The organism is Nodosilinea sp. FACHB-141, assembly GCF_014696135.1.
Taxonomy (GTDB): Bacteria; Cyanobacteriota; Cyanobacteriia; order Phormidesmidales; family Phormidesmidaceae; genus Nodosilinea.
Genome location: NZ_JACJPP010000007.1, coordinates 893637 through 913481, shown reverse-complemented (window position 1 = coordinate 913481; position 19845 = coordinate 893637). Strand labels below are relative to the sequence as shown.

The window sequence follows — 19845 nt, the reverse complement described above, 5'->3', positions numbered from 1 at the left end:
CTAAAACCTCTGGCCTTAGTTCCGCCAATGCCCACTGATGAGTTAGTCGGCAGTTATTCGCTGAGCGAAGAATTCCTTTATTAAGTATTCTAAAGAACTATCAATTGCCGTGCAGGAGATTTGCATCTATGGCCATCAAAGTAGGTGATGTTGCCCCTGACTTTACGCTGCCCAATCAGGCGGGCGAGACCGTCACCCTAAGCAGCTTTCGGGGGCAGCGGGCGGTGGTGCTGTACTTTTATCCCAAAGATGACACCCCTGGCTGCACTGTAGAATCTTGCTCGTTTCGCGACAGCTATGAAGACTTTGTCGCCGTGGGGGCTGAGGTAATCGGCATCAGCAGCGACTCGCCCGACTCGCACAAAGCCTTTGCCAATAAGCACAATCTGCCTTTTACTCTGGTCAGCGATCGCGGCTCTGCGGTGCGCAAGGCCTACGGCGTACCCGCCACCTTGGGGCTACTGCCCGGTCGAGTCACCTACATCATCGACAAAGACGGCAAGGTACGGCATATTTTTAATTCCCAATTCAACCCTAAGGGCCATGTAGACCAGGCCATGGGCACGCTCAAAACCCTACAAACCGCCTGATATGGAACTTCAACCCGAGCACTACGAATTGGCGATCTCCCTATCGGCTATCGAAGCGGCGATGGCCGGTCTCTGGTATCCCAGCGAAAGCGATGCCCTAGTCTCCCTGGTGATCTACGCCGACCCTCTGCCCAGTACTGAGGCTTTGGCTCAAAAGCTGGCGGGCGAGGAGAGTCTCGAAATTCGGCCCGCTGAAACGTTTTTTCGGCCAGTGCTCAACAACCCCTACTGGGCCAGTGAGCAGGGCGGCCACCTGGCGCAAAAATTTGCCAATCTCCGCGATGTGCTAGAAACCCACCTGGAAGACCTCCAGAGCATTCGCGTAGGCCAGGGCAATGTGACGGTATACCTACTAGGGCGGCATTCTAGCGGTTGCTTCCTAGGGGCATGCACCCACGTTGTAGAGACGTAGCCACTCCGGTCAGATGACGGTAGCCTAACGGTAGCAACCAAGGCAAGGCATCTATGGCTTTTCAAACCCCAGACTGGGTGAAGCACGCGGTCTTCTACCAGATTTTTCCCGACCGGTTTGCCCGGACCCAGCAGCATCTCGATGACCCGGCGATGGCCGTGACGCTAGAGCCGTGGGAATCGCCGCCGACACCCTTTGGCTACAAGGGCGGAGACCTCTGGGGGGTAGCCGAAAAACTCGACTATTTGGCAGATCTGGGAGTTACCGCCATCTACATGACGCCGATTTTCCAGTCGGCCTGCAACCACCGCTACCACACCCACGACTATTACCAGGTCGATCCGCTGCTGGGAGGCAATCCGGCTTTTTTTGATCTGCTAGAAGCCGCCCACGCCAAAGACATCAAGGTGGTGTTAGACGGGGTGTTTAACCACTGTAGCCGGGGCTTTTTCTTCTTTAACGACATTCTTGAAAATGGCCCCAACTCCCCCTGGCTGGAATGGTTTGAGGTGGGGGGCTGGCCGCTGTCGGCCTACGATGGATCGCAGCCCGCGAACTACCGCAGCTGGGTAGACAACCGAGCCCTGCCGGCCTTTAAGCACGACCACCCAGCGGTGCGCGAATACCTAATGCGGGTGGGTGAGCACTGGGTGCGCCAGGGCATTGATGGCTGGCGGCTCGATGTGCCCTTTGAGATCAAAACCGAGGGCTTTTGGCAAGAATTTCGCGATCGCATCAAGGCCATTAACCCTGAGGCCTACATTGTGGGCGAGGTGTGGACCGATGCCAGCCAGTGGCTCGACGGCACCCAGTTTGACGGGGTGATGAACTACTTGTTTACGGGGCCAACGATGGCGTTTACGGCGGGCGATCGCATCCGCATGGATCTAGTCGAAAAGCCCCACTACTATCCCTACCCTGCCCTGGATGCGGCAGGCTATGCCGACAAAATTCAGCAGCTGCTCAAGCTCTACCCCTGGGAGATTCAGCTGACCCAGCTCAACCTGCTCTCCAGCCACGATGTCGCCCGCATCCACTCGGTGGTCAACGGGGATGACGCCGGCATGGTGCTCTCCACGCTGCTGTTGTTTACTTTTCCGGGAGCGCCGAGCGTTTACTACGGCGATGAGGTAGGTCTACCGGGCGAGCTAGACCCCGACTGTCGCCGCACCTTTCCCCCTGAAAAAGAGTGGCACCTCGATCTGTTGACCATTCACCGAGAGCTGATTGCGCTGCGCCACCGGCACGCCGCCCTGCGCACCGGTACCTACGACGTGCTGCACGCCGAGGGTCAGGTTTATGGGTTTAGCCGCACGCTGGGAAGCGATCGCATCATCGTTGTCCTCAACGCTGGTGAAGGGAGCGCACCCCCGATCTCGACCGATACCTTAATCTCTGAGGGGCAGACCGTCCATGAAGTCTTTACCTACCACGGAGCCACTTGGACCCAGGACAGCCTAACACTGCCCTCGCGATCGGCGGTGGTGGTGACAGTGGAGTAAGGCAAAAGAAATCCTATCGGCTCTGGATAAGGCAATTGTCTTATCCAGAGCCACCGCTCCGAGGGTTTACCCGCCCCGCCGCTGGCGAATTTGGGCGATAAAAAACTCTTCTAGCGTTGGGCGGGTCTGCTGCAGGGCAATCAGGTGCCCGTCTACTAAGGAAATCTGCTTGGCGAACTCGTAGGGATTGCCTTTGACATGGCCTTGCCAAAGATCACCCTGAACCGTCATCTGATCGAGCCAGGGTTCTAGCTCGGCCAGGCGACCGCCGCGACCCTTTGCTACATATTGGTCGGCGGTGCCCAGCAGCTGGTCTAGGCTACCGTTGGCGATCAGCTCACCCTGATCAAGAATGGCGATGCGATCGCAAATCACCTCCACATCCGACAAAATGTGGCTGTTAAAAAAAATCGTCTTGCCCTCCCGCTTCAGGGCCAAAATAATTTCTCGCACCTGGAAGCGCCCGGTGGGGTCAAGCCCTGACATCGGCTCATCGAGAAACACCACGTCTGGGTCGTTCATCAAGGCCTGGGCCATGCCCACTCGCTGGAGCATCCCTTTCGAGTACTGGCGCAGCTGCTTTTTCTTCGCCGCTTCTTGGGGTAAACCCACCAGATCGAGCAGCTCCACAATGCGGCGCTGCTGGGCTGCCCGCGACAGACCAAATAGTCCAGCGGTATACTGCAGAAACTCCCAGCCGGTCAAAAAGTCGTAAAAGTAAGCATTTTCAGGCAGATAGCCGATGCGCTGTTTTACAGCGCTGTCGCCCAAAGCATGACCCAGCAGCGTGGCCTGACCCGCCGTTGGGCGAATAATGCCTAGCAAAATCTTCAAGAGCGTAGTCTTACCCGCCCCGTTAGGGCCCAGCAGACCAAAGGTCTCACCCTGGTAAACCGTGAGAGAACACTGCTTGAGGGAAGTCACTCGCTGGTTAAGCCAAAACCCAGTGCGATAGGTTTTACCTAGCCCCTCGGTCTGCACCACAGCGGCGCGATTGTCTGGCAGACGGTTGTCTAGCTGGATAGGATCAATCGGTAACAATGGAGCGCTCATAGAAACCGTGCGAAGACCAAATAGACGACAATCATTAAAGGACTCATCCTTAGAATACCCTTCGAAAACCTCTCCCTTGCCAGGGGTCGATTCAGCTCCCGTTGTGTCAGGCTGAACACATGAGGCCAGTACCTTACGGCCTGTAGCGTCAAGACAGGCTTCGCAGGGAATACGCTGAGCTGAGGTCTCATTTACTCCTTAAATTGATAAATTGCTCCTAAGTTACTCTATGGATCGCTTTAAGATAGATCGTTCAAAACTGGTAGCGGTGATCACCGGGGTAATCTCCCTGCTGCTAGCGGTTGGTTACCTTGTGCTAGTTCAAATTCTGGACTTTCGCGGCGACATGGTGCCCGCTCCCCTGTCTACCCTGATAGGGGTGGTAGAGCCAGCTCTGGAACTCATCACCTAGGGCTTTGCAGAGGTTATAGCAATGGTTGAGCGGTCTGTCGGGTCCAAAGCTGAGAGCGGCAGGGCGATCGTTGCTGGGTTAAGCCTAGGTAATCGGATACCTCTCTTGGTATTCTATAGGGCGCCTAGGCAGTCCTCGTCTACCGCTGGCAGGGGTACTCCTCCTTTAAGTTTCTCAGGGCTGTGGATATGTTGAAACGAACACTGAATCAGACGTCGCTACAGCCCTTAACAACGATCGCAACCTTTGTGGAGCTATTGGCCTTACGGGCTGAGCAGACTCCCCAGGGCACAGCCTACCGTTTTTTGGCGGAGGGCACCCCTGAGACCGCTGAGACGATTACCTACAGCGCTCTGCAGCAGCGGGCCCAGGCCATTGCAGTGTTGCTCCAAGACCTTAACTGCCTAAACCAGCCGGTGCTGCTGCTCTATCCCGCTGGATTAGACTACATTGCCGCATTTTTTGGTTGCCTTTACGCCGGGGCGATCGCGGTTCCAGCCTACCCCCCGCGCCCCAACCGCTCTTTAGATCGCATCCAGGCCATGGTGCAGGATGCCGGGGCCACCGTAGCCCTGACCGATAGCGCCACCCTGCAAAAGCTAGAGCGGCGATTGGCCGAGACCCCCCAGCTGCGATCGCTCTACTGCCTCAGCACCGACGGATTACAAGCTGACCTGGCCCAGCAGTGGCGGCCTCCGACCATCCAAGCCGACACCCTGGCCCTGTTGCAATACACCTCGGGGTCAACGGCCTTGCCCAAGGGGGTGATGATCAGCCACGACAACCTATTGCACAACTCTGAGCTGATTGGCCGCTGCTTTGGCAATACCGCTGCCAGTCGAGGGGTCTCCTGGCTGCCGCCCTATCACGACATGGGGCTAGTGGGGGGTATTTTGCAGCCGCTGTACGTCGGCGCCGAGATGACCCTGATGGCCCCGGTTTCGTTTTTACAGCGACCTGTGCGCTGGCTAGAGGCGATTTCTCACTATCAAGCTACGACCAGCGGCGGGCCAAACTTTGCCTACGACCTGTGCGTCCGCAAAACCACTCCCGAGCAGCGGCGCGCCCTTGACCTCAGCCCTTGGCAGCTGGCCTTTAGCGGAGCCGAACCAGTACACCAGGCTACTCTGGCCCAATTTGCGGCGGCCTTTGTCCCCAGCGGCTTTCGTCCCCAAGCCTTTTATCCCTGCTACGGTATGGCCGAAACCACCCTGCTGGTCACTGGCGAGGCGGTGCAGGGCGAGCCTAAGCACCTCATTCTCAAGGCCGCCGACCTGCAGCAAAATCAGGTCACGTTGGTCTCTGCCGCCGATGCCGACGCAGCTCGCCCCATTGTCAGCTGTGGCCCCCCGGCCATCCCCAATCAGGTGACTATTGTGGATCCCGACAGCCACCGGCCCTGCCCCCCCAACACCATCGGCGAAATTTGGGTGCGCTGGTCGCGCAGTATTGCCCAGGGCTATTGGCGGCGAGAGGTTGCTACCCAAGAAGCCTTCCAAGCTACCCTGGCCGATGGGTCTGAGGGACCGTTTTTGCGCACGGGCGACCTAGGGTTTCTCCATGGCGATGACCTCTACGTCACCGGTCGGTTAAAGGATTTGATCATCATTCGGGGCCGTAACCACTATCCCCAGGATATTGAGGCTACGGCAGAACAAGCCCATCGAGCTCTGCGCCAGGGCAGCGGAGCCGCGTTCTCAGTTATGGAGCATGACACTGAACATTTGGTGATCGTCCATGAACTGGAGCGCAGTGCCCTGCGTACTGCTGACCCCGAGGCGATTTTTGCCGCCCTGCGCCGCCGGGTGGCCGAAGACCACGAGTTGCAGGTGGGGGCGATCGCCCTGCTCAAGCCCAACGCCCTGCCCAAAACCTCTAGCGGCAAGGTGCAGCGCCACCTGTGCCGGTCGATGTTTTTAGCCGGTCAGTTTGACGTAGTCTACGGCTGGCCTACGGCAGAGACCAGTCAGGCCTTGGCGATCGCTGAAGCCCCGGTCGACGGTGATGACGAGGCGATCGCTGCGGAAAACTCAAATCAGCCTGAGGTAGACGCCAAGGCACTCGCCGTAGCCAGCCCAGCCAGCCCGGCAGCATCGCCTTTGAATAGCCCCGATGCGATCGCCGATTGGATGCTGAGCTGGCTAGCCAACGCCCTAAACGTGCCCAAGCACACCCTAAATGTGCGCCAACCCCTGGCTGAGCACGGGCTTGACTCCCTGGCGGCAGTTGAGCTAGCCGAAGCTTTGGAATCGACCTTAGGAGTGTCTCTATCACCTACCTTGGCCTATGAATACCCGACCATAGAGGCGCTGTCGATTTATCTGGCCACGGCCCAGGACCGTGCTACTGTAGCCACTCCACTGGTCGAGGCCGTCGACCATAGAGAATTGGAACAAATCGTAAGAGAATTAGAATTGTTGTCTGATGCAGAGGTGCAAACCCTGCTGGGCAGACAGAGTCATTAATTAGTGGAGCGTGGGAGTTAGCCCGTGGAGGATCTCGCAAGGCGAATTAGCAGCCTTTCCCCAGAGAAACGGCTGCTGTTGGAGCTACAGTTGCAGCGCAAACGAGGGCTACCAGAACCCATTGCCATAGTGGGGATGGCCTGTCGGTTGCCGGCGGCGCCCAATCTCCAGGCCTATTGGCGGTTGTTGACCGAGGGGCAAGACGCCATTCGGGAGGTGCCTGCGGATCGCTGGGATGTCGATGCGCTCTACGATGCCGACCCCCAGGCCTCGGGTAAAACCTACTGTCGCTGGGGCGGTTTTTTAGATGGAGTTGATCAGTTCGACCCGGCGTTTTTTGGCATTACCCCTCGTGAAGCCCCCTACATTGACCCCCAGCAGCGGCTGTTTTTAGAAAGCGTCTGGGAGGCCCTAGAGGATGCCGGAATTGTGCCCCAAACCCTGAGCGGGCAACCAGTGGGGGTGTTTGCGGCGGCCTCGACCTTAGACTACGGCCAGATGCTGTTGCAGGGGCCAGAGGTGGTGGGCACCTATACCGCCACAGGTTTAGCCTCGACGATGGTGGCCAATCGGGTATCCTACCTGCTCAACCTGCAAGGCCCGAGTCTGACCGTTGATACGGCCTGCTCGTCATCGCTGGTGGCGGTGCATTTGGCCTGCCAGAGTCTGTGGAATGGGGAAAGTAACTTGGCCCTGGCCGGGGGCGTCAACCTCATGCTGACCCCCACCGTTACTGTAGGCTTCAGCAAACTGACGGCGCTGTCTCCCGAGGGACGGTGCAAAGCCTTTGATGCGGCGGCCAACGGCTTTGTGCGCTCAGAAGGGGTGGGCTCCGTGGTGCTCAAACGCCTGGGTCAAGCCCTGGCGGATGGCGATCGCATTTATGCCCTGATCCGCGGCAGCGCCACCAATCAGGATGGCCGCACCAATGGCCTCACTGCTCCCAACCCAGCCGCGCAGGAAGCGGTGGTCAAGACCGCCTACGAGCGGGCAGGCATTCCCCTTAACCAAGTGGACTACATTGAGGCCCACGGCACTGGCACCCTGCTGGGTGACCCTATTGAAGCCAAGGCCTTAGGGAATGTGTTTGGCCCCTTTCGGCAACTGGAGCAGCCGGTGCGGCTCGGCTCAGTGAAAAGCAATATTGGCCATACCGAGGCGGCAGCGGGCATAGCCAGCTTGATCAAGGTCGCCCTGTGCCTGAGGCATCGCACCCTGGTGCCCAGCCTGCACTTCCACACCCCCAACCCATACATTCCCTTTGACCAACTGCCCCTGCGGGTGCAGCAACAGCGCGAATCCTGGGTCGAGGCCGAAAACATGGCGATCGCCGGGGTAAGTTCCTTTGGCTTTGGCGGCACCAATGCCCACGTCGCCCTCCAGGCTGCCCCCATTTTCGCCGCCGACTCAGTGACCGATCGGCCCCTGCACCTGTTTTGCCTATCGGCGCGATCGCAGCCAGCCCTGCAAGCCTACGCCCAAACCATGGCCACGACCCTCGCCCAGATGCCCCAGGCCAACCTGGGCGACCTTTGCCACACCGTTAATGCTGGCCGCACCGCCTTCGATCATCGTCTCGCCCTCCTCGTCAAAGATTTCCCCTCCCTAGTTACGGCTCTCGAGCAATACTCTCCCCCGATCTCCCACCCTACCCATCCCTCCACCTCCCCCGGCGTCGTCTTCCTCTTCACCGGCCAAGGCTCGCAATATGTCGGCATGGGTCGGCAGCTCTACGACACCCAGCCGGTGTTTAAAGCCGCCATTGACCTCTGCGACGAACTGCTGCAACCTTACCTAGACCTGTCGCTCCAGAGTGTTTTGTTTGGCGAAGACGGTCCTGAGGAAGACTCCCCCACGGTTCCCCTGCACCAAACTGGCTACACCCAGCCCGCCCTGTTTGCCTTGGAATATGCTCTGGCCCAGCTCTGGCTATCCTGGGGCATTCGTCCGGCAGCGGTGATGGGGCACAGCGTTGGAGAATATGTGGCCGCCTGCGTGGCCGGAGTCTTTAGCTTAGAAGACGGCCTGCGGCTGATGGCCTTGCGGGGTCGGCTGATGCAGACCCTACCCGCCAACGGCGGCATGGTGGCGGTGTTTGCCGATGCCGATACGGTAGCAGCAGCTCTGCCTCCCACAGTTTCTTTAGCCACCCTCAATGGCCCTGACAACACCGTTATTGCCGGGCTCCAGAGCGATCTAGAGACCGTAGTAGAGGACCTCCACGCCCAGGGCATTCGCACCAAACCCCTGCAGGTGTCTCATGCCTTCCACTCAGCTTTGATGGATCCTATCCTCAATGTGTTTGAGCAGAGCGCCCAGGGCATTCGCTTCCGCGCCCCAACCATACCCCTGGTTTCTAACCTGACCGGGGAGTTTGTCGGCTCCGATTTGCCGCTAGATGCCCGCTACTGGCGACGCCATGCTCGTCAGCCCGTGCGGTTTGCCGATGCGATCGCCACCCTGCACCAGGCGGGCTACACCCAGTTCTTAGAAGTTGGCCCCCACCCGGTGCTCAGCGCCATGGGCAAACGCTGTGTGGCCCACAGCCATCACACCTGGCTGCCCTCCCTGCGCCGAGGGCAGTCCGACTGGCATACCCTGCTCACCACCCTGGGCCACCTTTACCAAACGGGACTCGCCATTGACTGGGCCAATTTCGATTGCCCTTACCAGCGCCAGTGGCTGTCCTTGCCCACCTATCCCTTCCAGCGCCAGCGCTATTGGATTGATCTGGCGTTGCCCAACCGTACCGCCGCCGCACCAGTGATCGACAGCGCTCCTGAGCCTGTCCCTAGTGCCGCCTACAGCTTGACCTGGCAGCCCCAAGCGATCGCCTCAGCCCCTCGTGCCGATGGAGACCATTGGCTAATCTGGGGAGCCAGCGATGCCCTGTGGGCCAACCTCAGCCAGGCCCTACAGAAGCGAGGAATTACGCCAATTCAGGTCTCAGCGGGCGATCGCTTTGCCACGCTTCAGCCCGACCATTACCAAGTCTTGCTGGGCGCAGAGCAACCCTTCCATCCCCTGTTGGAGGCGTTAAAGCCCCAGGCTATTACCACCCTGCTGGTGCTGGCCCCGGAAGGTGATTTAGACCCTGAGGCCGTGACTGGGCCAGTGCTGCACTGGGTAAAAGCGCTGGCTCACCAGTCTGGCCCCGCTATGCCCAAGCTCTGGTTAGTGACCCAAGGAGCCCAGACGGTAGATACCACCGATGTCGTCACCTCCCCCCACCAAGCATTGCTATGGGGTCTAGGACGCAGTTTGCGCCTAGAGCATCCAGAGTTTTGGGGCGGTTTAGTAGATCTGCCCAGCCAGGGAGCCGCGTCAGAGCAGGATGTGGCCCCCTGGCTAGACCACCTGGTGGCCCATGTAAATAACCCCCAAGGAGAAGATGAGGTGGCGCTCCGCCAGCAGCAGAGCTGGGTGCCCCGGTTACAGACGATGGAGGTGGCTTCTGAACCGGTCTTAGAATCTGGGGCACCGCCCATCCAGGCGGAGGCAACCTATTTGATTACCGGCGGTACCGGCGCTCTGGGCCAGCAATTGGCTGGGTGGTTGGTAAAGCAGGGTGCCCGTCACTTGGTGCTCACAAGCCGTCGGGGCAGCGATCTAGACTTGGAGAAAACCCTGGCTCCTCTGCGCCAAGCTGGAGCTACGGTGTGGGTGGAAGCGGTGGATGGGGGCGATCGCGCCGCCCTGAGCACCCTACTCAATCGCATTCAGCAACAGTTGCCCCCGTTGCGAGGGGTGTTTCACGCGGCGGGTGTCTTGGCGGATGGCTTTGTGGCCAACCAGTCCACCGAGCACTTCCACCAGGTAATGCCCGGTAAACTCCAGGCAGCCTGGCACCTGCACCAGCTCACCCAAACCTTTGCCTTGGACTGGTTTGTGCTGTTTTCGTCAATTACGTCCGTGTTGGGTTCTCCCGGCCAGGGCAACTACGGGGCCGCCAACGCTGGGCTAGATGCGCTGGCCCACTACCGCCGCCAGCGAGGGTTCCCTGCCCTCAGCATTAACTGGGGCCCCTGGCAGGGAGCAGGAATGGCTACCCGCCAAAGTGCCACTGCTCTGACTCAGCGGGGTATGCCCCCTCTGGCAGCATCCGAGGGATTACAGTGGTTGGGGCGACTGTTGGCAGCTAAGACGCCTGCAACGGTAGCGATCGCCCACCTAGACTGGCCTCGCCTGCTCCGATATCTGCCTATCGATCGCCCCCCGGCCATTGTCTCGGCTTTTGGGACAAAGGAAACGACAGCTCCAGCCAAGTCGGATAAGGAAGCTGGCCTAGTTTCCAACGCTCAGAAGGCTCTGCCATCCCTGAAGCAGATTTTGGCCCTGCCCGAGGCCCAGCAGATTGCCACTGTGCAAACCTACTTGCAGGCCCAGGTGGCAACAGTGATGGGGCTATCCGAGCAAGTACCGCTGGATGCACCCCTGATGGAGCTAGGCATCGACTCACTAATGACCATGGAACTGCTGGCCTTGTGCAAGCAAGACCTGGATTTGGTGCTATACCCCCGGGAGGTGCTGGCCCATCCCACGGTAGCGGCGCTGTCGTCCTACATCGCTCGGGAACTGGTGCGGGTGCATCGTCCTGCTGCCAGCGTTGAGGCTAGCCCAAGTCTAGCGCCGGCAGAGTTCCCAGAAGAAACAGTCACGGAACTGCCTAAGAGCCCCTGGCAGTCGCCGGCTCCGCTAGAACCGCTGCCGACGCGCCGCAACCCGCCCATGGTCTTTTTGCTATCGGCGCCCCGGTCAGGATCTACCCTGCTGCGGGTGATGCTAGCGGGCCATCCTGGGTTGTTTTGCCCCCCTGAGCTACACCTGCTGCCGTTTAACACCTTAGAGGCTCAGGGTGCGGCCTTGGGCTACAGCTATCTACAAGAGGGTCTGCAACGGGCTGTGATGGAGTTGTTACAGGTGAATGCTGAGCAGGCCGAAACCCTGCTGAGCGAATGGCGACAGCATCACACCACTGTGCCAGCGGTGTATGACAAACTTCAGCAGATGGCCGGGGGGCGGCTATTGGTCGACAAATCTCCCACCTATAGCCTCAGTCTAGAAACCCTGGAACGAGCCGAGCAGATATTTGAGGGGGCCAAATACATTCATCTGGTGCGTCATCCCTACTCGGTCATCAGTTCTTTTGTGCATAACCGCATGTACAAGATCTTTGATCTGGAGCCCGATGATCCCTATCGGCTGGCGGAGCAGGTGTGGCAGGCCTGTAACCAAAACATTCGCACCTTTGCCAGCTCCTTAGATCCGGAGCGGCACTACACCCTGCGCTACGAAGACCTGGTCGTCGATCCAGAACCGGCGATGCGAGGATTGTGCACCTTTCTAGACCTGCCCTTTGACCCGGCGGTGCTCACCCCCTACGAGGGGCGACGCATGACAGACGGGGTCACGGCCCAGTCGATGGCGGTGGATGACCCCAATTTCCGTCAGCGCAGCCGGATCGAGGCCCATTTGGCCAAGATTTGGCAGGGCATTCAACTGCCCCATCGCCTGAGCACCACTAGTCAAACCCTGGCAGCGCAGTTTGACTATCCTCTGCCCCAAGAACAGGCGGTAGTCCCAGCCTCCGCTCCATTGCTGGCAGAGCCAGCCCCTCTGTCTACCAACTACGTTCCCTTGGGGGCAATGCGAGAGGAAGAGATCCTGCTCAGAGGTCGCCCGTGCTGCCTGTGCCATTGGGGACCAGAGAATGGGCCACAGGTGGTCTGCCTCCACGGTATTTTGGAGCACGGAGCAGCCTGGGATGGGGTAGCGACTACCCTGGCTGACCAGGGGTACCATGTCATCGCCCCCGATCTGCGGGGCCATGGCCGTTCGGCCCATGCTGGCTCCGATGGCGGCTACCAACTGCTCGATTTTCTCAGTGATCTCGACAGTTTGACCGCAACGCTAGGTACCCAACCCTTTGTGCTGGTAGGGCATTCTATGGGGGCAGTGCTGGGGGCTATTTTGACCAGTCTGCGGCCTGAACGGGTACAGCGCTTAGTGTTGATCGAGCCAGTGGTGCCCGCCCCTGGCCCATCGCTCGAACCCGCCACCCAGTTGATGGCCCATCTCGATGCCCTAGCAAACTCTTCCCAACCCACCGTGATCGCTTCAGTGGCTACCGCCACCCAGCGGTTGCTGGCCCTAAAGCCCTATCTGTCGCAGCCTATGGCCGAGGCTATGGCTCAGCGTCTAACTCAGACGGTGGCAGGGGGGGTGATTTGGCGCAGCGATCCTCGACTGAAAAGCCGCACGACCTTGAGTTTGAGCGGTGGTCTGCTCGATCGCCAAGGCTATGGACAGATTTTGCAGGGAATTCAGCGGCCCACTACGGTAATATTTGGCCAGAGCAGCCAGTTCAACCGCCCTGAAGATCTGGCGTTTCTGCAAGAAAATCTGCCCCAGGCCGATCAGGTCTCTCTGGCCGGGGGGCATGACCTGCCCCTAGAAACCCCTGGGGGGCTAGCCCGTATCATCCACGCCACCCTTGCCTCTGAGGGCCAGGTGTCGGTTACCTTATCTGAGCCCTCTTCATGACCCTAATTCGCCAGATGGCTGCACTGTGGGAAGTTCCTTTAGGGCTACTGTCCTATGGCTTTTCGCGAGTGGTAAAGGCGACTCTGACGTTGATCAGCCGCTACTACAATCCCACCGATACCAAGGTTGAGGCCGACTGGCAGGTCATATCGGCAGACTTCTTAAAGTCGCCCCTCAAGTTGCTGTGGACCATGAGCCGGGCCCGGTGGAATCTACATTCGCTGATTGCGATCGCAGGTCCTTTTACCGTGCAGTCTGAAATCACGCTGGATGTGCGATCGCTCTGGCAGTCGGCCCCCACTTGGACGGCGGTAGTCTACACCCTCAAGGGCTACAAAACCCTGACCAGCATCAGCTCCCTCACGGTGCCCCCCGACCAAGACACCGCTACCATTACCCTGCCCCCAGGGCGCTATCTGGTGGGGCTGCGCCACTACGACTGGCGCAACCCGGTGCAGCTGCCCGCGATCGCCGTCGATGGCAACCCCGCCCTGGCGTCAGAAACGCGATCGGCCCCGCCTGACTTCAACCAGTTCTATCGCGGGCTGGCCTCCCGTCGAGGCCTGTTGTTTAGCGCCCTAAACTTCTACGTCTACCCCCTGCTGCGCTGGATGCAGTGGTTGCCGCGATCGGTGGTCAAACCGATTTTTCTGCCCGTTCCTAACCCAGAAACCCACTTTTTCTACGGCGCACTGGATCGGGGGGAACAGCTCACTATCGACCTACCCCCGACGCTGCGAGATACCCACAGCCTCTATTTCAGCCTCTACAGCCGCGACTGCTTCCCCATGGATTGGTACCCCCTTGTCACTGACAACCACACCACCAAGCCCCTGCCCGAACAGGGGGTCTACATCCTGCGGGTGCACCCGAAAACCCCAGCGGCCATGGCCATGTCCAAACCCGCCATTCAATTTTCAGTAACCTAGAATATGTTGGTGCCTGCCAAGTGGCAGCGTTTAGGCAAACCAGTCTGCTCTACCAGAGCGGCAAACGCCAATTCTCTGCTCCAGTCTGAGCTAATCTAAGCCAGTCTGAGGTCGAGGGAAATCTCCCTTGGCTGCGCTCAGTACGAATCTGGCTTGAGTCTGACCCAGCCGCCGATGCCCAGCACAGACCTTTCAAACACCTGTTTTACCTAATAAACAACAGGACAATTACAGCCTGGATGCTCAGTATTTTCCAGGTTGATTAAACGCTAGGGCAAGCCTGTAGCAGAGGCTCGCGTTCCACTACTCCCTGGCTCCACAGATTTTCAACTACACCTTTAGGCAAATAAGGAACTAATGAGGCCATACTCTCAACTTACGCTGGCGTCCTATCTTGTTGGGCCGCTCCAACTGACCATTTATCACCTAGGAGCACTACTCGTTTTTGTAACGGGTCTTTCCTGGGGCTCGGTGCTATGGATAGCAGTCCTGTATGGCATCCGCATGCTGGCAACAACCGGCATTTACCATCGCCTGATCACCCACAAATCCTATCAGGCACCGGTTTGGGTGAAATGGGTAGGCAGTGTGGTGGCGGCATCAGCTGGGCAGATGGGGCCTAGCTGGTGGAAAGCTCACCACCTCGCTCACCATCTACACACCGATCAGGTGCTAGATTCCCATTCTCCCCATACTGCGCCCCGGGGCGTTGGCGGCTTTTTGTGGTCTCACGGCATTTGGCTACTGTCGCGTCGGTGCTTTCCCACCAGGCTGCCCAGCGACGTGGAGAATGATCGGGTCTTGCGGATGATTGATCGACTGCACTTCATTCCTCTCATCGCCCTAGGGGCAATTTCCTATGGCATTGGCGGGCTTGAGTATCTAGGGGCTTTCTTTCTTAGCACTACGCTCCTGTTCCACGGCGTGCAAACGGTCAACTCATTGGCCCATATTTTTGGGGCCCAGCCCTTTGCCACCGACGATCAAAGCCGCAACAACAGTCTGGTGGCCCTGCTCACTCTAGGCGAAGGCTGGCACAATCTTCACCATGCCTTTCAGGCCTCTAGCCGCCAGGGCATTACTATTCGCGATGGCCAGGTCGTCTATTTACCTGACCCCACCTTCAGGTTCGTAAAACTGATGGAGTTCTTTGGGTTGGCCTCAAAACTTAGAGTGCCAGCTGAAACCGACCTGCTGGCCCGTGCCAAGCACCAAGAGCCTGCCTACGTCAGTTCGTCCCTTTGAGGTTTGGGTAAGACCTCCCTTTGACGGTGCCCAGGGCTTCAGCCCTAAGCCTACGTAGCCTTGGTAGTGGTTCCACAGGTCGTCTAGGCCAGGACTGAAGCCAATGAGTTCCTGCACATAGCCTGAATAGGGGCCATCGTAGTTGTCGGCCATTAGGAGCCAGGGACCAAAGTCGCGGTCAGTTATAATCCCCAGGCGCAGAAGTGGAGGCGCTGGCTTTCGGCGATTTGAAAGTAGGAGGTGGCAGCCAGGTTAGCGGCGATCGCATCTAGCAGCCGTCGCAGCGAGTCCTCCTGCCCTGGCTTCAGGAGCCCAGGCCCACGGCACAAAATGCTGATCTCTTCAACAAGCGATGGAAAATCGTCTGTTCTCTAGCCATCCTGCCGATTTGTAAAACCCAGTAGGACTGGCGCTCTGCCGATGCAGACGAAATGCCTGCCCTCCGATCGAGAATTAATTCAAATTGCTGTGCAAATCCTTAGAGAGCTGGAAATAAAGAATTGCACAGTTATTCCCTCTTCAACCAGGGCGTTTTAATCCGGCTGGGGGCAGTTTATCGTAGTGGAATTGTTGACCTGCACTCAGGTTTTATAACGCACAACTTTTGTTAACTAGATCTGCAATGTTTGGCCTCATTGGACATTTGACCAGCCTTGATCATGCCCAGACAGTAGCCCAAGACCTGGGCTATCCCAAATACGCTACCCAGGGTCTAGACTTTTGGTGCAGCGCTCCACCCCAAATCTTTGACCCCATTAAGGTCACCAGCATCACTGGCCAGCAGATCGAAGGCCGCTATATCGAGTCGTGCTTTTTACCTGAGATGCTGGCCGCCAAGCGTATCAAAGCGGCCACGCGCAAAATCATTAACGCTATGGCCCACGCCCAAAAGCACGGCCTCAACATCACGGCTCTAGGCGGATTCTCGTCCATTGTTTTTGAGAATTTCAACCTCAACCAAATTCAGCAGGTGCGCAACGTCACCCTAGAGTTTGAGCGGTTTACCACGGGCAATACCCACACGGCCTACATTATTTGCCAACAGGTAGTCACCGCAGCCCAAAAGCTGGGCATCAACCTCTCTGACGCCACCGTGGCGGTGTGCGGTGCCACAGGGGATATTGGCAGCGCCGTCTGCCGTTGGCTCACCGTTCGCACCGACATTAAAGAGCTGCTGCTGATTGCCCGCAACCAAGAGCGGATTCAGCGGCTGCAAAAAGAGCTGGGCTGCGGCTTGGCCATGGATCTCGATACCGCCCTGCCCAAGGCCGACATTGTGGTGTGGGTGACCAGCATGGCCAAGGGGGTCGAGGTTGACCCCAACCGCCTAAAACGCCCCTGCCTGATGATTGACGGCGGCTATCCCAAAAACCTCGAGCAGCACTTTAACTTTGATGGCGTCTATGTGCTCAAGGGGGGCATTGTCGAGCACTCCCTCGACATCGACTGGCGGATTATGCAAATCGTGAACCTGGACGTGCCCGAACGCCAGCTATTTGCCTGTTTTGCCGAAGCCATGCTGCTGGAGTTTGAGAAGTGGTACACCAATTTTTCGTGGGGGCGCAACCAAATCACCCTTGAGAAGATGGACTTAATCGGCCAGGCATCGCGGCGGCATGGGTTTCACCCCTTGCTCGACCTCAACACGGCTCTTTTAGTCACTGAGACCTCCTGATTGGAATCGCTCACCTGATCGGGTCGGAGGTATACCCTCAGCAGAGGGGCTGCGGCTTGGTATTCTAGATAGCAGACGGGCAAGAATTTTCTGGGTGACCAGGGCGTTCCTAGCCCAATTTGGCCTGTTAAATAATTTGTTTCTTCCCTGGCTATGGCCCCACCTGAGCGCAAGTCGATTTTGTTGTCCTTTGAAAAGCCCCTGGTTGAACTAGAGGCCCGTATTACCCAGATTCGAGAACTGGCGGAAGAAAACGATGTGGATGTGTCGACCCAGCTGCGGCAGCTGGAGGCCCGCGCCACCCACCTTCGTCAAGAGATTTTCTCTAACCTAACGCCGGCCCAGCGGCTACAGGTGGCCCGCCATCCCCGTCGGCCCAGCACCCTTGACTACATTCAGGCGATTACTGACGATTGGCTTGAGCTGCACGGCGATCGCGGCTCGGGCAAAGATGACCCAGCGCTGGTGGGAGGGGTTGCCCGGCTTGAGGGCAGACCCGTGGTGATCTTGGGCCATCAGAAGGGGCGCGACACCAAAGACAATGTGGTGCGAAACTTTGGCATGGCTTCTCCCGGCGGCTACCGCAAGGCCATGCGGCTGATGCGTCACGCCGATCGCTTTTCTATGCCGATTATTACTTTTATTGATACCCCAGGTGCCTACCCCGGCTATGAGGCCGAGGAGATGGGGCAGGGTGAGGCGATCGCCTACAACCTGCGAGAAATGTTTGGCCTCACGGTGCCGATTGTCTGCACCATCATTGGGGAAGGGGGATCTGGCGGTGCCCTGGGGATTGGCGTGGGCGATCGCCTGATGATGTTTGAGCACTCGGTCTACACCGTAGCCAGTCCCGAAGCCTGCGCCGCCATTCTGTGGAAAGACGCGGGTCGCTCCGGCGAGGCGGCCGAAGCTCTCAAAATCACCTCCTGGGATCTCAAGCAGCTGGGCATACTAGACGAGCTCCTGCCCGAGCCTGTGGGTGGGGCCCACGCCAACCCCATTCAGGCGGCAGACATTCTAAAGCAGGCGCTGGTGAAGCAAGTCACCGAGCTATCTCAGCTAACGCCAGCGGCCCTACAGCAGTTGCGCTATCAGAAGTATCGCCAGATTGGGGTCTTTGCTGAGGCTGCTTAAGGTGCTAAGGCCTAGGCTTCAAAAGGCCTGCCTCGCTTATCAAATTCTCGGTGCTTTATGGCTCGAGCCCTATTCCCCCGGCAAGGAGTTAATGCCTGTTCATTTTCTTGGTTGAGGTCAGCGACAGGTTAGGCAAAGACTTAGACGCTTGTCGACGCTGCCTGCGCTCATAAAGTGTTTACATTTGTTAACATGGGAAAAGTGCCTAGCCCACGGGCCGTTCCCTGAGGGCAGTCTGCCCTGGCTCTCTGGCGATTCTAGGGCGTTAGCTGTTCTGAGTTCCTTGTTGATTGGTAATTACCATTGCAGAATCCTGTATCTTCTGACCTGCCGCGCCGTGCCCTGGTAACTGGGGCTAGCCGTGGCATTGGCAAAGCGATTGCTCAAGCCCTGGCGTTAGCTGGGTATGACGTCGCCCTGCTCGGTCGCTCCCTAGAGACTTTGCAGCCGGTGCAGGAAGAGTTGAGCACCCACGGCGTTTTGGCAAAAGCCTATGCCGTTGACTTAGCTCAGGTGGAGGGTTTGCAGGCCCAACTAGCCGCGGTGCTTGCCGACTTTGGCCCCCTCAGCGTAGTGGTTAACAACGCTGGCATGGGCTACACGGGGGCGTTAGCCACCATGCCTTTAGCCGACTGGCAACAGGTGATGGATTTGAACGTTACCAGCGTTTTTCAATGCATCCAGGTGGTGCTGCCCGTGCTGCGGCAGGGCGGTGGCGGCACTATCGTCAACATCGCTTCCATTGCAGCCCGGTCGGCTTTTCCTGACTGGGGAGCGTATACCGTGAGCAAAGCCGCCATTGTGGCCCTGTCGCGGGTTCTAGCCGCAGAAGAGCGCACCCACGGCATCCGGGTGGTAACGGTATCACCGGGGGCGGTTAACACCCCGATTTGGGATACCGATACGGTGCAGGCCGATTTTGATCGGTCGTCCATGCTAACGCCAGAGATCGTGGCTCAGACCGTTTTGCACACCATTCTCTTGCCCCCCGAGGCGGTGATCGAAGACCTCACCCTAATGCCCGCAGGCGGTGCCCTGTAACTAGTTTTTTACCCTGTTGTGACCTGGCCAGCTCAGCGAGTGGCCTCAATTTTGTTGAACCTCTAGAGTATTTAGAAACCCTATGACTATCGCATCCTCAAATAGCCTGAACGACAAAGCTGCTAGCAGCACTGGCACTAACGGTGGTGAACTCAAAGGTAAGACCCCCGAAATCCGGCCCGATCGCACCCACAGCTACCGGAAAGAGGTCGAGCAATACCCCATTCCCGAGACTAGCCAGGAAGACATGAGCGATGCGGTGCGCACCATGCTGCTGTCGGTGGGCGAAGACCCTGAGCGGGAGGGGCTGCTCAAAACTCCTAAGCGCGTCGCCGAGGCCATGCGATTTCTCACCAGCGGTTATCAGCAGTCGCTAGAGGAACTCGTCAACGGAGCCATCTTTGACGAAGGCCACAATGAAATGGTGCTGGTACGCGATATCAATTTGTTTAGCCTGTGTGAGCACCACATGCTGCCGTTTATGGGTCGTGCCCACGTGGCCTATATTCCCAACCAGCGGGTTGTGGGGTTGAGCAAGCTGGCCCGCATTGTAGAGATGTATTCGCGCCGCCTTCAAGTGCAGGAGCGCCTCAACCGCCAGATTGCCGAAGCGGTGCAGGAAATTTTAGACCCTAAGGGCGTAGCCGTGGTGGTGGAAGCTAGCCACATGTGCATGGTGATGCGAGGGGTACAAAAGCCCGGCTCCTGGACGGTGACCAGCGCCATGCTGGGGTCTTTTCAAGAAGATTCTAAGACCCGCGAAGAGTTTCTTAGCCTGATCCGTCACCAGCCCTCGTTCTTCTAAACTGACCGGCTCCTATTGCAGCAGTTGGATTTAGTCAGG

14 protein-coding genes are annotated in these 19845 nt (G+C 58.3%); 12 read left to right on the top strand and 2 right to left on the bottom strand.

What is annotated here, in order from left to right:
- Positions 1-128 precede the first annotated feature (128 nt).
- Genes H6F59_RS07545 through H6F59_RS07535 form a run of 3 tightly spaced genes read left to right on the top strand, consistent with a single transcriptional unit; the run spans position 129 to position 2504 of the window.
- Positions 129-590 (top strand): peroxiredoxin, encoded by a 462-nt coding sequence (locus H6F59_RS07545; protein WP_190697039.1) that lies wholly within the window; start codon positions 129-131, stop codon positions 588-590.
- Between the two features lies 1 nt (position 591).
- Positions 592-1002 (top strand): nuclease A inhibitor family protein, encoded by a 411-nt coding sequence (locus tag H6F59_RS07540; RefSeq protein WP_190697037.1) that lies wholly within the window; start codon positions 592-594, stop codon positions 1000-1002.
- Positions 1003-1055: 53 nt separating this feature from the next.
- The gene (locus tag H6F59_RS07535; RefSeq protein WP_190697035.1) at positions 1056-2504 is read left to right on the top strand and encodes a glycoside hydrolase family 13 protein; all 1449 of its coding nucleotides are present in this window, start codon (positions 1056-1058) and stop codon (positions 2502-2504) included.
- A 66-nt stretch (positions 2505-2570) separates the two neighbouring features.
- On the opposite strand, the gene H6F59_RS07530 is transcribed toward H6F59_RS07535, so the two are convergent.
- Positions 2571-3557, bottom strand: coding sequence for an ABC transporter ATP-binding protein (locus tag H6F59_RS07530; RefSeq protein WP_190697034.1), 987 nt, complete (start codon positions 3555-3557; stop codon positions 2571-2573).
- A 229-nt stretch (positions 3558-3786) separates the two neighbouring features.
- Between H6F59_RS07530 and H6F59_RS07525 the strand changes: the two genes are divergently transcribed.
- The 5 genes from H6F59_RS07525 (at position 3787) to H6F59_RS07505 (ending at position 15151) form a co-directional block, all read left to right on the top strand.
- Positions 3787-3969, top strand: a complete 183-nt coding sequence (locus H6F59_RS07525; protein WP_199325630.1) for a hypothetical protein — start codon at positions 3787-3789, stop codon at positions 3967-3969.
- A 188-nt stretch (positions 3970-4157) separates the two neighbouring features.
- The gene (locus H6F59_RS07520) at positions 4158-6434 is read left to right on the top strand and encodes an AMP-binding protein (protein ID WP_190697033.1); all 2277 of its coding nucleotides are present in this window, start codon (positions 4158-4160) and stop codon (positions 6432-6434) included.
- Positions 6435-6458: 24 nt separating this feature from the next.
- Positions 6459-12977 (top strand): type I polyketide synthase, encoded by a 6519-nt coding sequence (locus H6F59_RS07515; RefSeq protein ID WP_190697032.1) that lies wholly within the window; start codon positions 6459-6461, stop codon positions 12975-12977.
- On the top strand, positions 12974-13906 hold the full coding sequence (locus H6F59_RS07510) for a DUF6208 family protein (RefSeq protein WP_190697031.1): 933 nt from the start codon (positions 12974-12976) through the stop codon (positions 13904-13906). The genes H6F59_RS07515 and H6F59_RS07510 overlap by 4 nt, the downstream gene beginning before the upstream one ends.
- A gap of 357 nt (positions 13907-14263) precedes the next feature.
- A complete protein-coding gene (locus tag H6F59_RS07505) occupies positions 14264-15151 on the top strand; it encodes an acyl-CoA desaturase (protein ID WP_190697030.1) in 888 nt (295 codons plus the stop codon).
- A gap of 182 nt (positions 15152-15333) precedes the next feature.
- Here the strand turns inward: H6F59_RS07505 and H6F59_RS07500 are convergent, their stop codons facing one another.
- The gene (locus tag H6F59_RS07500) at positions 15334-15480 is read right to left on the bottom strand and encodes a hypothetical protein (protein ID WP_190697029.1); all 147 of its coding nucleotides are present in this window, start codon (positions 15478-15480) and stop codon (positions 15334-15336) included.
- Between the two features lie 293 nt (positions 15481-15773).
- On the opposite strand from H6F59_RS07500, the gene H6F59_RS07495 reads away from it, so the two are divergent.
- The 4 genes from H6F59_RS07495 to folE all read left to right on the top strand — a co-directional run bounded on the left by H6F59_RS07495 (position 15774) and on the right by folE (position 19806).
- On the top strand, positions 15774-16826 hold the full coding sequence (locus H6F59_RS07495; protein WP_190697027.1) for a long-chain acyl-[acyl-carrier-protein] reductase: 1053 nt from the start codon (positions 15774-15776) through the stop codon (positions 16824-16826).
- Between the two features lie 153 nt (positions 16827-16979).
- Positions 16980-17960 carry an acetyl-CoA carboxylase carboxyl transferase subunit alpha gene (gene accA / locus H6F59_RS07490; protein ID WP_190697025.1) on the top strand — a complete coding sequence of 327 codons (981 nt, stop codon included), beginning with the start codon at positions 16980-16982 and terminating at the stop codon, positions 17958-17960.
- 303 nt (positions 17961-18263) lie between these two features.
- On the top strand, positions 18264-19001 hold the full coding sequence (locus tag H6F59_RS07485; RefSeq protein WP_190518052.1) for an SDR family oxidoreductase: 738 nt from the start codon (positions 18264-18266) through the stop codon (positions 18999-19001).
- Between the two features lie 82 nt (positions 19002-19083).
- Positions 19084-19806, top strand: a complete 723-nt coding sequence (gene folE, locus H6F59_RS07480; protein WP_190518053.1) for a GTP cyclohydrolase I FolE — start codon at positions 19084-19086, stop codon at positions 19804-19806.
- The last annotated feature ends 39 nt before the right edge of the window (positions 19807-19845 follow it).

Excerpts from the sequence above, each read along its gene's own strand:
- H6F59_RS07495 (WP_190697027.1), top strand. The coding sequence starts at position 15,774 with ATGTTTGGCCTCATTGGACATTTGACCAGCCTTGATCATGCCCAGACA.
- H6F59_RS07520 (WP_190697033.1), top strand. The coding sequence starts at position 4,158 with ATGTTGAAACGAACACTGAATCAGACGTCGCTACAGCCCTTAACAACG.
- folE (WP_190518053.1), top strand. The coding sequence starts at position 19,084 with ATGACTATCGCATCCTCAAATAGCCTGAACGACAAAGCTGCTAGCAGC.
- H6F59_RS07505 (WP_190697030.1), top strand. The coding sequence starts at position 14,264 with ATGAGGCCATACTCTCAACTTACGCTGGCGTCCTATCTTGTTGGGCCG.
- H6F59_RS07525 (WP_199325630.1), top strand. The coding sequence starts at position 3,787 with ATGGATCGCTTTAAGATAGATCGTTCAAAACTGGTAGCGGTGATCACC.
- H6F59_RS07545 (WP_190697039.1), top strand. The coding sequence starts at position 129 with ATGGCCATCAAAGTAGGTGATGTTGCCCCTGACTTTACGCTGCCCAAT.
- H6F59_RS07540 (WP_190697037.1), top strand. The coding sequence starts at position 592 with ATGGAACTTCAACCCGAGCACTACGAATTGGCGATCTCCCTATCGGCT.
- H6F59_RS07530 (WP_190697034.1), bottom strand. The coding sequence starts at position 3,557 with ATGAGCGCTCCATTGTTACCGATTGATCCTATCCAGCTAGACAACCGT.
- H6F59_RS07510 (WP_190697031.1), top strand. The coding sequence starts at position 12,974 with ATGACCCTAATTCGCCAGATGGCTGCACTGTGGGAAGTTCCTTTAGGG.
- H6F59_RS07535 (WP_190697035.1), top strand. The coding sequence starts at position 1,056 with ATGGCTTTTCAAACCCCAGACTGGGTGAAGCACGCGGTCTTCTACCAG.
- accA (WP_190697025.1), top strand. The coding sequence starts at position 16,980 with ATGGCCCCACCTGAGCGCAAGTCGATTTTGTTGTCCTTTGAAAAGCCC.